Annotated in this window: 12 protein-coding genes; 7 read left to right on the forward strand and 5 right to left on the reverse strand. The window is 70.0% G+C overall.

The annotated features are described in order from the left end of the window. Positions 1–130 precede the first annotated feature (130 nt). Positions 131–1,363, forward strand: a complete 1,233-nt coding sequence (locus OID54_RS11045; RefSeq protein WP_329017569.1) for a glycosyltransferase 87 family protein — start codon at positions 131–133, stop codon at positions 1,361–1,363. A 37-nt stretch (positions 1,364–1,400) separates the two neighbouring features. On the opposite strand, the gene OID54_RS11050 is transcribed toward OID54_RS11045, so the two are convergent. The 5 genes from OID54_RS11050 to OID54_RS11070 form a co-directional block, all read right to left on the reverse strand. Further along, positions 1,401–2,603: a hypothetical protein gene (locus OID54_RS11050; protein ID WP_329027413.1), complete on the reverse strand. Its 1,203-nt coding sequence runs from the start codon at positions 2,601–2,603 to the stop codon at positions 1,401–1,403. Between the two features lie 98 nt (positions 2,604–2,701). Next, a complete protein-coding gene (locus OID54_RS11055; RefSeq protein ID WP_329017571.1) occupies positions 2,702–3,730 on the reverse strand; it encodes a C40 family peptidase in 1,029 nt (342 codons plus the stop codon). Between the two features lie 282 nt (positions 3,731–4,012). Next, positions 4,013–5,038, reverse strand: a complete 1,026-nt coding sequence (locus tag OID54_RS11060) for a C40 family peptidase (RefSeq protein WP_329017574.1) — start codon at positions 5,036–5,038, stop codon at positions 4,013–4,015. A 407-nt stretch (positions 5,039–5,445) separates the two neighbouring features. Beyond that, positions 5,446–6,807 carry an NYN domain-containing protein gene (locus OID54_RS11065; RefSeq protein ID WP_329017576.1) on the reverse strand — a complete coding sequence of 454 codons (1,362 nt, stop codon included), beginning with the start codon at positions 6,805–6,807 and terminating at the stop codon, positions 5,446–5,448. A gap of 42 nt (positions 6,808–6,849) precedes the next feature. Next, complete coding sequence (locus tag OID54_RS11070) at positions 6,850–7,095, reverse strand: hypothetical protein (protein ID WP_329017579.1); 246 nt, start codon at positions 7,093–7,095, stop codon at positions 6,850–6,852. Positions 7,096–7,307: 212 nt separating this feature from the next. On the opposite strand from OID54_RS11070, the gene OID54_RS11075 reads away from it, so the two are divergent. The 6 genes from OID54_RS11075 (at position 7,308) to OID54_RS11100 (ending at position 12,543) form a co-directional block, all read left to right on the forward strand. Next, a complete protein-coding gene (locus OID54_RS11075; protein ID WP_329017582.1) occupies positions 7,308–8,045 on the forward strand; it encodes a rhomboid family intramembrane serine protease in 738 nt (245 codons plus the stop codon). Beyond that, positions 8,042–8,323, forward strand: coding sequence for an Lrp/AsnC family transcriptional regulator (locus OID54_RS11080; RefSeq protein WP_329017585.1), 282 nt, complete (start codon positions 8,042–8,044; stop codon positions 8,321–8,323). Before OID54_RS11075 ends, OID54_RS11080 begins: the two co-directional genes overlap by 4 nt. Positions 8,324–8,454: 131 nt before the next feature. Continuing rightward, positions 8,455–8,778 (forward strand): small secreted hydrophilic protein, encoded by a 324-nt coding sequence (locus OID54_RS11085; protein WP_329017588.1) that lies wholly within the window; start codon positions 8,455–8,457, stop codon positions 8,776–8,778. Continuing rightward, positions 8,768–10,228: a sensor histidine kinase gene (locus OID54_RS11090; RefSeq protein WP_329017591.1), complete on the forward strand. Its 1,461-nt coding sequence runs from the start codon at positions 8,768–8,770 to the stop codon at positions 10,226–10,228. Before OID54_RS11085 ends, OID54_RS11090 begins: the two co-directional genes overlap by 11 nt. Continuing rightward, the gene (locus OID54_RS11095) at positions 10,225–10,887 is read left to right on the forward strand and encodes a response regulator transcription factor (RefSeq protein ID WP_329017594.1); all 663 of its coding nucleotides are present in this window, start codon (positions 10,225–10,227) and stop codon (positions 10,885–10,887) included. The genes OID54_RS11090 and OID54_RS11095 overlap by 4 nt, the downstream gene beginning before the upstream one ends. A gap of 243 nt (positions 10,888–11,130) precedes the next feature. Further along, positions 11,131–12,543, forward strand: coding sequence for an SLC13 family permease (locus OID54_RS11100; RefSeq protein WP_329017597.1), 1,413 nt, complete (start codon positions 11,131–11,133; stop codon positions 12,541–12,543). Positions 12,544–12,572 lie beyond the last annotated feature (29 nt).

A 12,572-nucleotide genomic window follows, 5' to 3' on the forward strand; every position in this document is an offset into this window, starting at 1 on the left:
CCGCGCGTGCACCACCCGTGTGAACCGGGCCCTATCCCCCGAACGCCGGCCCCGTCTGATCGAGCCCACCGGGTTCGTCCGGGCACGATGATCGCTTCACCGTTCCATCGGAAGGCGGGATGAGTCGCATATGAGGGGTGGACGGTCCCCGTCGCTGGTGCCGAGTTCCCTGTGGCTGCTCACCAGGGTCGTGCTGCTGCTCTGGGTCTTCCACGTGGTCCCGTTCCCGGGCCCCGACGTCACCGCCGATGTCTCGGTGATCTATCGGCGCTGGTCCGAGACGCTCCGGAGCGGCTTCTTTCCGTTGGACGACGTGACCTGGCAGTATCCGCCCGCCGCTGCTCTCGCCATCCTCTCCCCCGCGCTCCTGCCGTTCCTCGACTACGCCGCCGGCTTCTTCGTCCTGGTGCTGCTCTGCGACGCGGTGGTGTTCGTCCTGCTGCGGTACGCGGCCGGGCGGCCCGGCAATTGCGCGCGGGGGGCCTGGGTCTGGGTGGTGGGCGTACCGCTGCTGGGACCGACCGCGTATGCGCGCTACGACCTGATGGTGACCGCGGTCGCCGTGGTGGCCCTGTTGGTGGGCGTGCGACGGCCCGGGGCACTGGGTGCCCTGGTGGCGCTGGGAGCTCTGCTGAAGGTGTGGCCGGTACTGCTGCTGGTCGGAGTGGATCGGGGGCGGGCCGCCCTGGTCGCCTGGGGGACGGCCACGGGCACGGCGATCGGCCTGACCCTGGGATTCCTCGTGGCGATGCCGGGGGCACTGGTCTTCCTGGTCTTCCAGCGGGACCGGGGGACCGAGGTGGAGTCGCTGGGCGCGCTGGTCTTCCATGTGGCCCGGCAGTTCGGTTGGGACGGGCGTGTGCTGCTGAACTACGGGTCGATCGAGTTCCTCGGCCCGCACGTGCCACTGGTGTCGTCCCTGGCGCTGGCCCTCGCGCTCGTCGCCCTCGGCTGGCTGGTGTTCTGGCGCTGGCGGGCGCGCGGCTTCGGCCCTGCGACGCTCGGGGACGCGGCGTTCACCGCTGTTCTGCTGTTCACCACGACGAGCCGGGTGATCAGCCCGCAGTACCTGATCTGGTCGGTGGGTCTGGCCGCCGTCTGCCTGGTCCGCCGGGACAGTCGCATGGTGCTGCCCGCCGCCCTGGTACTGCTGGCGACCGCGGTGACGACGTTGGAGTTCCCGATCTACTTCGCCGAGGTGGTCGCCAGCGATCCGCTCGGGGTCGGGCTGCTGCTGGTGCGCAACGGACTGCTGGTGGGGGCCGCGCTGACGGCGGCCGTACGGCTGTGGCGGGGCACGGTGACGGATCCACCACCGGCGAGCGAGGAACCCACGGCCGCACGTGCCCTGCTGACGTCCTGACACGGACGGGAGCGGACGGGAGCGGTCCTGCGGGGCATCAGCCGCCGAGCCGCTCCCGCAGATAGTCGCGCCACTCCTCGGTGAACTCCTTCAGCGTCGTGCCGAACTGTTCGACCACGGCCCGCTCGACCGCGCCCGCCCGGGTCCGGCCCGCGCCCACCGCCCGGTAGAACTCGGTCAGTTTCCGCTCGCCCCAGCGTTCCGCGATCAGTTCACAGGCGAGCCAACCACCCTCGTAGGCGCGGGCTAAACCGTCCGCGTCCGCGCCGAAGGAGAAGTCGCCGTCCAACGGCAGGCCGGCCGGGACCGCGCCACGACGGACCGCGCGCTGGAGTTCGGGTGCGGTCTGGCTCGCGGTACGGCCCGTCCCGCGGTACGCGACCCAGTCGGCGAAGCCCTCCGACAGCCACATCGGGGTGGCCTGCGAGGTGTACGCCCGCGTGGCGACGTGCGCGGTCTCATGGGTCAGTACGGCGTCCTGGCCGAACTCGCTGAGCACGGTGTACGCGGAGGGGTTCACCAGGATCCGGTCCGCGGGCACGGCCCCGGTCCTCCCCGTCTCCCCCGTCGTGACCGCGGCGATGCCCCGGTAGCCGGCCGCGGGTGCTCCCAACAGGGCGCCCATCGCCTCCACCGAAGCCGGGGCCAGGACCACGACCCGTCGCGGCCACGGCGACGGCCAGGCGTCGGACACGGCGGGCACGGCCCGATCCGCCCGGTCGGCGAGCGCTTTGAGCCGCTCGACGCCCTGGTCGACCCCCATCACGAGGCTGCGCTTGCCGTGGACGGCCCGCACCCGACCCTGCTGCCACAACTGCTGGGCGCTGCCCTGAGCGGGTTCATCGGCGGTCACCCACCAGCGTTCGTGCCGCTTGTCGAGCCGTACCTGACGCCGGGAGGTCACCGGTGCGTAGTCGTAGCCGGTGAGACGGTAGCGGAGCTCCACGTCTGCGGTGACCCGCTCCCCTTCGCCGTCCATCTCGACCACTCGGTACGACCAGGAGCGCAGCGGTACGTCCGCGAGATTGCGGAACTGCCGACGCTCCTCGACATACAGCCCGACGACCTCGGGGGCGAGGTGGGAGAGATACGCGTGCTCGTCGTGATCGAGGACGGCCGCGGCCCGGGCGTCGAGCGTGCGTTGGACCTCCCGGCGCACGGTGTCGGAAGCCTCGGGTGTCGCACAACCCAGAAGGGAGGGGGTCAGTACGGCTGCGGCGACGCCGAGCCCCGCTGTCATCCGTATCGCCCGGCGCCGCCCGCGCCCGTCTGCTGCCACCAGCCGATGGTACGGAACACCGGGCCGGGTGGATGCACCACCGGGCCGTCTCACAGGCGTCAGACCCGGGTGACGGCGGAGATCGGCATCATGCGGACCGGGTCGTAGCGGACGGAGGCACCGGGGTAGGGCGCGTGCACGACCTGACCGTTGCCCATGTACATCCCGATGTGGCTGGCATCGTTGCGGTAGGTCACCAGATCTCCCGGGCGTGCTTCCGAGAGCGGCACCTGCCGCCCGGCGTACCGCTGGGCCTGCGAGGTCCGGGGCAGCCCCACGCCCGCCTGTGCGTACGACCACTGGACCAACCCGGAGCAGTCGAATCCGGAAGGCCCGTTGGCACCCCACACATAGGGCCTGCCGACGGCGCTGCGGGCGGCCCGGATCGCGGCGGCGGCCCGGGAGGAGGCGGGTGCGTCACCGGAGACCGCAGGCAGGACGCCACGGCCCGAGCGGGAGGCCCGGTCGAACGCGCCGCGCTCCTCGGACGGCAGGGAGTTGAGCAGTCTCTGCGCCTGGGCGAGCTTGCGTTCCACGGTGCGTTTGTGGCGGGCCACCGCCGCCCGGCTGCGTTCGAGGTCGGAGAGGTCGCGGGCGGCTTCGGTCCGCAACTGGCCGATGCTGCGCTGGGCCCGTTGCAGGTCCTGGAGGGCGGAGTGCTGACGCTCGGTGACCATGTTCAGCATCTCCGCCTGGGCGAGAAAGGTGTCGGGGTCGGACGAGAGCAACAGCGAGAGGGTGGGGTCGACTCCACCGGAGCGGTACTGGGCGCCCGCCAGGGAGCCGAGCGCCTCCCGCAACCGGTTGATGCGCTCCTGACCGCGGGCGACGCCGTCCTGTACCTGCCCCAACTCCTCGCGCAGGTGAGTGGCGCGTTCGGAGGCGCTGTTGAAGCGTTCCGTGGCCTTCTCCGCCTCTTGGAAGAGCCGGTCGACCGCGGCCCTTGCCCGCTCCGGGGAGGTCTGTGGATCGGCGCCGGCGGGGGTGGCCCCGAGTGCCGCGACGGCCGTTGCCGCCGCGGCGGACAGAACGGTGACCCGGGCACTGTGGGTGAGACCGGAGTGGGTGGGTCGTCGATGGGACGCCACGGGCCGCGCTCCCTTCCGCTGCACGAATCCGCCGACCGAATCCGCTGGTTCGAGAACAGCGCTGTCAGGGACGAACCCGGGCGAACGCCGTACGAGGTCTGTTGCGCGGCAGACAGTAGCCCGGCGAACACACAGCGACCAACGACCTCGTGGGGCGCACACGGCGGCGCCCTGCCGGGAGACCACAGGTCACCGGCAGGGCGCGGCGTCAGCAAGGGGAGCGGGAAATCCCCCGATCGGGGGGCTTGGGCGTGGCGGGGCGTCGAAGGCGACGACCCTGCCTCAGACGCGGACCCCGAACTGGAACGGCATGTTGTTGATGGACTCGTAGCGCACCACGGCACCGGTGCGCGGGGAGTGCAGGACCTGGCCGTTGCCGGCGTAGAAGCCGACGTGGTGCAGGTCGCCGTAGAAGAAGACCAGATCGCCCTGGCGCAGGTCGCTCTGGGAGTTGATGCGCTGGCCGATGCCCGCCTGGGCCTGGGAGGTGCGCGGGATGGAGATGCCGGCCTGGGCGAAGGACCAGGAGGTGAAGCCGGAGCAGTCGAAGGAGTTGGGACCGGACGCGCCGTAGACGTACGGCGTGCCGATCTTGCTCTGACCGGCGGCGAACGCGGAGGACGCCCGGCCGGACGCAGGCTTGGCCTCACCGAGGTCGGCGCGCTGGTTGGCCCGGTTGGCGCGGGTCTCCTCGGCCTTGATGGACTGCCGCTCCTGGACGCTCAGGGAGTTCAGCAGCTTCTGCGCTTCGGCGAGCTTGGTCTGCACCTCGCGCTTTTTGGTGCCGAGTTCCTTGCGCGTGTCGGCCAGGTCGGTCAGCTTGCCCTGGGCCTCCTTGCGCTGCTGCGCGAGGGCCCGCTGCTTGTTCTGGATCTCGGCGATGGCCTCTTGCTGCTTGTCGCCGAGGTGGTCGAGCGCGGACGCCTTGTCGAGGAAGGTGTCCGGGTCCGAGGAGAGGAAGAGTTGGAGCGAGGGGTCCATGCCGCCCGAGCGGTACTGGGCGCTGGCGACGGACCCGAGCTTGTCCCGGAGGTCGTTGAGGTCGTCCTGACCCCGGGCGACCTCGTCCTGGAGGGTGTCGACCTGCTTCTGGAGCTTGCCCTGCCGCTCCTTGGCGCCGTTGAACTTCTCGGTGGCCTTCTCGGCCTCTTCGTAGAGCTTGTCGACCTTGGCCTTGACTTCGCTCTTGCTCGGCTTGGGGTCTGCCTGAGCGGTCTGGGACGTCAGAGCGACAGCTGCGGCGGCGGTCGCGGTGAGCACGGTCACACGGGTGCGGCCCGGCTGCTTGGGACGACGGTGGGACGCCACGAAGGCGAGCTCCTTCTGCCTCAGAGCCGCCTACCGGGCCAGTGGGGACGATGCCCCGGCTCCGCACACACAACTCCCCCGGAAATCGGCTGGATGCGCAGATGCGGCGGTTCCTTCGCTGCCATCCCGGATGGATGATCAACCGTGCGAAGGTTCGACGCCTGACCCTAGTGATGTTCTTGTGATCACTTCAAATCCTGTTGCGAAAAATCTTGGCTCATGGGCGTTTTCTTTTCGCCCAATCCACACGCAGTGAGGAGTCTTGACAGATTGTTGACCACCAATGACAGCAATTCGGTCATTCCTCACCTCAGTTGACATTAGACAGGATTGTCATACCGAAGTGATCATTACGCCCCGGCCCTCGGCGGGCGGGAGGGGACACACCCCATCAGACGCGGAAGAGATCAGACGCGGGAGAGCCGCTTCAACAACATCGCGGACGCCACCGGGCGGGCTCCCGACTTGGCCACCCCGTCAGCCACCTCGCGGTCGGTGGAGACCACCACCACCGGTCGCCCGGGCGGCTCGGCACGCACCATCTGGCGGATCAGCTCATCGGCCGTGACGCCCGCCTTGGAGAACAGCACCCGTACCCCCCGCGGGGGCGCCAGCAGCACCGGTGCGGCCAACTCGGCGCCGTCGAAGACACAGGTGATCTCCGCGCCGGACTGCGCGGCGAGCACCGAGAGGCCGCCCAACAGCCGCAGCCGCTGCTTCTCCAGCGGCATGGTCGGGTAGCCGGTCTTGGTGACGTTGTAGCCGTCCACGACCAGATGCGCCTGGGGCAGGGCCAGCAGTTGGTCCAGGAGGGCCGGATCGGACTCCGACAGCGCCCGCGCCGCGATGTCCTTGGGCGACATCCGACCGGGCTCCACCGCATCCACCAGATCCGCGGGATGGACGGACGCCGGTGGCAGTGCCAGCTCCCTGCGCAGCCCCTGGGCCGCCTCCAGGACGGTGTCGAGCAGCAGCCGCAGCCGCATGTCCTCGACCGATCTGCCTTCCCTGGCGGCCCGTCTGGCCGCCTCCACGGCCGCCTCCGCCTCACCGAGCCGCCCCCGCAGCCGTCGGGCCTCGGACTCCGCGGCCGACACCTGGGCCGTCGCGTCCGTACGGACGGTCTCCATCTCGGCGCCGACCTGCCGCAGCGCGGCCTCACCGCGCTTGATGTCGCTCTGGGCGCTGCGCACCTTGCGGCGCAGCGATTCGGCTTCCTTGCGGGCGGCGTCGAGTTCGGTGCGCAGCCGCTCGGTCTCGCTCTTGGTCAGGGCCCGCGCCTCGGTCAACTCCTCGCGCAGCCGCTCAAGCTCCCGCCGTCCCGCCTCGTCGGCCCGTTCGGCGTCGGCGCGCAGGGCCTCCTCGCCCGCCGCGGCGACCAGCTTCACCCAGCCGGCGGGTCGCAGCACATACGCCGCTGCCGCCACGTCCAGCGGGTCAGCGGCAGCGGGCGGCGATCCGGCGGCCAGGGCGCCGCACAGCTCGGGCTGGGCCAGGGTCAACCGCTCGCCGATGCGCTGACGGAAGACGGGGTCGCTCTCCAGGGCAGCCGCCATGGCGTTGCCGGCGAACTTGGCACGCCGAGAGGGGGTGAAGCGGACGTACTGTCTCAATTGGGCGGGGAGCTCACCCACCGTGAGACCACCGAAGGCGTCCGACACCAGGGCCACGACCCGGCGTCGTACGCCTTCCGGCAACGGTCGGTCGAGCGCCTCGGCGGCGCCACCGGCCGCGGAGGCCGGTTCGGCGCCACTATCAGGCTGCTCCACGGTCCGTCACCCCATTATCCTGCTGCGCCTCGCACCGCTCCCTCAGGAGCCGGCGCCCGGCCTGTCCACGAGTTCGATCTCGTCCACGGCGTTGCACCAGCGGCAGCGCACAGACTCGATGGTCTCACTGAGCACCTGGCGTTCCTCGACCGTGGGCTCCCCGGCGAGATCCAGATGGACGTACTCGACGACCTTGGAGGAGCGGGTGACATCGAAGCGGGTGAGGTTGCCGCAGAGCGTGCAGCGCCAGCGGGTACCGGCCGTCGGCAGGGGAACCGTCGTCGTCATCGTGCCGTCCTTGTCTCTCAGACTTCACTGGGCTTCGCTGAGACTGGTGCGGGACTCCATGGTCCCGTCTCGGATTTCCAGGTACGGAAGCGAGGTCCGCGGTGCGCCGTCGAACTGCGGGTGTACTCCCTGTCACTCTATGGCCTCGCGCCTACCCCCGAACACGGCGAGGCACTCTGTACCGTTCACGACCACTACGCCATGATCTGTCCGTGATCGATTGGCGGGGCGTGGCCCTCAGGACGGTCCGGGGCGTGATGACAGGGCCCACGGTGACGCATGGGGTGATCGCCATCTGCTGCGCGGTCTTCCTCATTAGCCCCGTATCCGGGCTCAACGCCTCGTACGGCACGGGGGACGCCTTGCTCGCCGCCCAGGCCGCGTACTTCGAAAGGTGGGGGGTAATCCCCGCCGAACTGATGACGGGCACGTCCGACGCACTGCTGACGCCCTTCACGGCGCTCTTCGTCCACGGCAACTGGCTGCATCTGCTCGGCAACATGCTGTTCCTCCATGTCTTCGGCGCGATGACCGAGGAACGCATGGGGGCGATCTGGTTCGCCGTCTTCTACACGGCCACCGGCTATCTCGCGCTCTGTGCCTACGCCATCACCAATGCGGACTCCGACCAGACCCTCGTCGGGGCCTCCGGAGCGATCTCGGGAGTCCTCGGCGCCTTCCTGTTCCTCTTCCCGAAGGCCCGGGTCACCAGTCTGTTCCCCTTCCTCTTCTTCCTGCCGCTGCGCTTCCCGGCCTGGATCGTCCTGGTCTTCTGGTTCGCCCTGCAGTGGCTGGCCGCCTCCGGGGCTGGGACCGGCGGCCCGGGGGTGGCCTACCTCGCGCACGTCGTCGGCTTCGGCACCGGCTTCTGCTACGCCTGGGTGCGCTATGGGCGCCGGGCTAGAGTGAAGACCCAAACCACGGCCGCCGAGGGAGACAGCCAACCGTGATCACCGCGATCGTGCTCATCAAGACCAGTGTGGACCGCATCCCGGAGATCGCCGAGTCGATCGCCGCCCTGGACAGCGTCAGCGAGGTCTTCTCGGTCACCGGCACCTACGACCTGATCGCCATGGTCCGGGTCGCCCGCCACGACGACCTCGCGGATGTGATCCCGGGCAGCATCAGCAAGATCCAGGGCGTCGAGGCCACCGACACGCACGTGGCGTTCCGCACCTACTCGCAGCACGACCTCGAAGCAGCCTTCGCCATCGGCCTGGACGCCTGAGTCCACGGTCCCGACACTCCCCCGAGCGCCGATTCCCGCCACTCACCACGACGGACGAACCGCACCCGCATGAAGAATTCTTCATCTGCGCCTCATCCGAACGCCACTTGCGGGGCGCCACCATCGACATCATGGTTTTCTCGCATCGCCTGGCGACCCTCGCCGCAGTCGTCGCGATACCCCTCGGTATCGCGGTGACCAGCTACGCCCTCACCGACAACCCCGACGACCGCAAGGCACCACCCAAGGTGGAGCTGGAGAGCGGTTCCCCGTCGGCGCCTCCCTCCACCGCTCCCCCCTCCCCCAGCGACGAGACGGTCTCACCGCCACCGGTCGGCGAGAGCCCCACCGTCGGCCAGAGCCCGTCGGGCGACGACAACCACGACGACGGCAACGAACAGGGCGGGCAGGGCGACGACGGCCCGGGCGGCGACGACTTCGGTGATGACGGCTGATCCCGGACGCCCCTGGGTCTCCGCCCGGCTGCGCATCCTCCTCTGGCTGGTCGTCGTGATGGCGGTCGCCCTGACAGCGGTCGCAGCCGCCACCCGCAGCGTCCTCCTGAGGGACGTGGACCACCGGATCAACAACCTCCTGGCGCAGGAGGCGGAGGAGTTCGCCAACCTCGCGCGCAACGGGGTCGACCCCCGGACCGGCCAGCCGTTCACCGACCCCGACCCGCTCCTGCGGCTGTTCCTGGAGCGCCAGTACGCCGACCCCGACGAGGAACTGCTGGGTCTGGTCGGTCGCTCCGGCCAGGCCCCGGCCCGCAAGATGCAGTTCCGTGAGGGGCGGGTGGACCATCCACTCGCCGAGGACTCCCGCTCCCTGAACACCATCTTTGAATCCGCCAACGCCACCGGCACCCTCCACCGTCGGCAGGGGGAGGTGCGCTGGGCGAAGGTCGAGATCAAAGCGAGCGCCGGCTATCCGCCGGCCGCCTTCGTCGTCGCCTTCCACCCCGAGGGCGAGCAGCAGAAGGCCGGCAACGTCTTCACCATGCTGATCGCCATCTCCGGAGTGGCACTGCTGATGACCACGGGCATCGGCTGGGTGGTCGCCGGCCGGATACTGCGCCCGGTCAGGCTGGTGCGCACGACCGCCGCCCAACTCACCGAACAAGACCTGACCCAGCGCATACCCGTACAGGGTCGGGACGACATAGCGGCGCTCGCCGAGACCTTCAACGCCATGCTGGACCGGTTGGAGCGGGCGTTCGCCGCCCAGCGCGAATTCGTCGACGACGCCGGGCACGAACTGCGCACCCCCATCACGATCGTCCGCGGCCATCTGGAACTCATGGGCGACGACCCGGTCGAACGGGAGGAGACCGTGAGGATCGTGATGGAGGAGTTGGATCGGATGAGCCGGATCGTGGAGGACCTGCTCCTGCTCGCCAAGGCCGAACGACCCGACTTCGTCACCCCGGAACCGGTCCAACTCGCCGAACTGACCGCTGATGTGTTCGTGAAGGCCCGCGCGCTCGGCGACCGCGACTGGAAACTCGCCGGGACCGTCGACGCCGAAGGGTTCCTGGACTCGCAGCGGATCACGCAGGCCATGGTCCAACTCGCCCAGAACGCCGTCCAGCACACCGTCCCGGGCCAGCGTGTCAGCATCGGCTCGCGCGCCCGCACCGACGGGATCGAGCTCTTCGTCGCCGACACCGGCCCGGGGATCCAGCCCCAAGACCATGAAGTGATCTTCGAGCGCTTCCGGCGCGGCACCGCCCGCAGAGGATCGCGCGCCACCGGCGCCGGACTCGGCCTCGCCATCGTGAAGGCCATAGCGGAAGGCCACGGCGGACGGGTCGAACTGCGTACCACCGAAGGCGGTGGGGCGACCTTCGTCCTCGTGCTCCACGAACCGAGAGAAGTGAAGGACTTGAAGGAGGCCGTCCGGTGAACCGCATCCTCATCGTCGAGGACGAGGAGCGCATCGCGTCCTTCGTCGAAAAGGGCCTGCGGGCCAATGGATTCACCACGAGCGCCGTCGGCGACGGAGAAGCCGCCTACGACTACGCGATCACCGGCGGATTCGACCTGGTCATCCTGGATATCGGGCTGCCCGGCAAGGACGGGTTCACCGTACTGCGCCAACTGCGCGAGGCCCGGGTGTCCGTGCCGGTCATCGTGCTCACCGCGAGGGACTCCGTACGGGACACGGTGGCCGGACTCGAAGGCGGCGCGGACGACTGGATGACCAAACCGTTCCGGTTCGAAGAACTCCTGGCCCGGGTCCGACTCCGGCTGCGCACCGCGGCCAGGGCCCCCGAGGTGACGGTACTGCGCAACGGCGAACTCACCCTCGACCTGCGTACCCGCAGGGCGCGTTCGGGTGAGCGGACCGTGGATCTGACAGCCCGTGAGTTCGTGCTGCTGGAACTCTTCCTACGGCACCCCGGACAGGTCCTGTCCCGGGAACAGATCCTGTCCCACGTCTGGGGCTACGACTTCGACCCGGGCTCCAACATCGTGGACGTCTATGTCCGCGCGCTGCGCAAGAAGCTCGGCGCCGACCGGGTGGAGACCGTACGCGGCATGGGATACCGACTGCCGGAGTAGCACGCGCACGGGCACGAACCCATCGGGCACCCCCTGCGGCGGGGTGCCCCTTCCGCGCTGCCGTCGCCCTCTTCCGGGCCGCCACCCACAGCGGTCCCCCTGCGCCCCGGCCCCACCCGAACCATGGCCACCAAGATTCACGTAGTCCCCTCTGGCCTGCGCATTTCTCTGACCCCCGCTCCGTGAAGTTCCTTTCATGAAGGGCTCATGAAGCGCTCACCACGCAGGCGGAGTCTCGATGACGTGACCTTGAACCTGCGCCAAGCGGCAACCCTCTGCGTGGCCCTGAGCATCTGCGCACTGCTCGTCGTGCCCGGCAACTTCCCGGAGTTGAGCGGCGACGCCCGCATCACGCTCGCCGTGTTCGCCCTGGCGACCTGCGCCTGGATCGGCACCCCGATCGACGACACCTATATCGCCCTCGGAGCCGGTCTCGCGCTCACCGCGACCGGCGTGATCTCCAGCGACGCCCTCTTCGGCACCCTGGGCGACGACACGGTCTGGCTGCTGATCTGCGCCTTCGTCCTGGCCGCCGCCGTGGCCAGGACCGGGCTCGCCGGGCGGGCCGCCGCATTCCTCGTCGGAGGGGCCAGCAGCGTACGGCAGTTGGTGCATCTGACGACCGCGGCCCTCGTCGTCACGGCCTTCGCCGTACCGGCCACCTCCGGACGGGCCGCGCTCGCCATGCCCGTCTTCCTCGCGCTCGCCAAGGCGCTCCAGGACCGGAAGCGCCTGGTGGTCATGTTGGCGCTCCTGTTCCCCACGGTCATCCTGCTCTCCGCCGTGGCCACCCTGATCGGCGCGGGCGCCCACCTCATCACCGTGTCCGTGCTGTGGGAGGCCGCAGGGGAACGCATCGGCTTCACCGAATGGCTGCTGCTCGGACTGCCGCTGGCCGTCGTCTCCTCCCATCTGGCAGCCGAAGTGGTCCTGTTCACCACGACCCGACGCGCCGACCGCAAGGGTCCGGTACACATCACCCCCGCCGAGATCCAGGAACACAGCGACCGGCCCGTCACGGGCCCGTGGGAGGCGGCCGAAACGCGCTGCGCCGTCCTGCTGGCCACCGTCGTCGTCCTGTGGTGCAGCGAGCCGCTCCACCGGGTGCCACCCGCCGTCGTCGCCCTGATCGGCGCGATCGTCGCGGCCTCACCGGCCCTGGGCACCGTACGGCTCAAGGACGCCCTGAAGACGGTGCCGTGGGCCCTGCTGCTGTTCATGGCCGCGACCATGGCCATGGGGCTGGCGCTCGCCGACTCCGGGGCCGCGAAGTGGCTGGTGTCCGGGGTACCCCTGGATCTGCCGCCGTGGCTGTTCCTCGCCGTCGTGGTCGCCGTCTCCACCCTCGCGCATCTGGTCCTCCAGTCGCGGTCGGCCCGGTCCTCGGTCCTGGTGCCGCTCGTGGTCGCCGCCGCAGTCGGAGCCGGAGTCAATCCGGTGGCCGCGGCCCTCGCCTCCACCGCCGCGGCCGGCTTCTGCCACACCCTGCCCGCTTCGGCCAAGCCGGTGACCCTCTTCGCCGAGATCCCAGGCGTCCCCACCTACACCCCCCGCGACCTGCTCCGGATGTCCGCCGTGCTGGCACCGATGACCGCGGCCCTCGTACTGCTCTTCGCCGTCGCCGTCTGGCCGCTCCTCGGCGTGCCGGTCCGCTGACGCACCCTCGCCCTCACCCTCAAGGAGTG

This window comes from Streptomyces sp. NBC_00690, assembly GCF_036226685.1.
In the GTDB taxonomy this organism is placed as follows: Bacteria; Actinomycetota; Actinomycetes; order Streptomycetales; family Streptomycetaceae; genus Streptomyces.

Bases quoted from the DNA above. Each gene is read 5' to 3' on its own strand.
- OID54_RS11045 (WP_329017569.1), top strand. From the start codon at position 131: ATGAGGGGTGGACGGTCCCCGTCGCTGGTGCCGAGTTCCCTGTGGCTG.
- OID54_RS11050 (WP_329027413.1), bottom strand. From the start codon at position 2,603: ATGACAGCGGGGCTCGGCGTCGCCGCAGCCGTACTGACCCCCTCCCTT.
- OID54_RS11070 (WP_329017579.1), bottom strand. From the start codon at position 7,095: ATGACGACGACGGTTCCCCTGCCGACGGCCGGTACCCGCTGGCGCTGC.
- OID54_RS11085 (WP_329017588.1), top strand. From the start codon at position 8,455: ATGGTTTTCTCGCATCGCCTGGCGACCCTCGCCGCAGTCGTCGCGATA.
- OID54_RS11090 (WP_329017591.1), top strand. From the start codon at position 8,768: ATGACGGCTGATCCCGGACGCCCCTGGGTCTCCGCCCGGCTGCGCATC.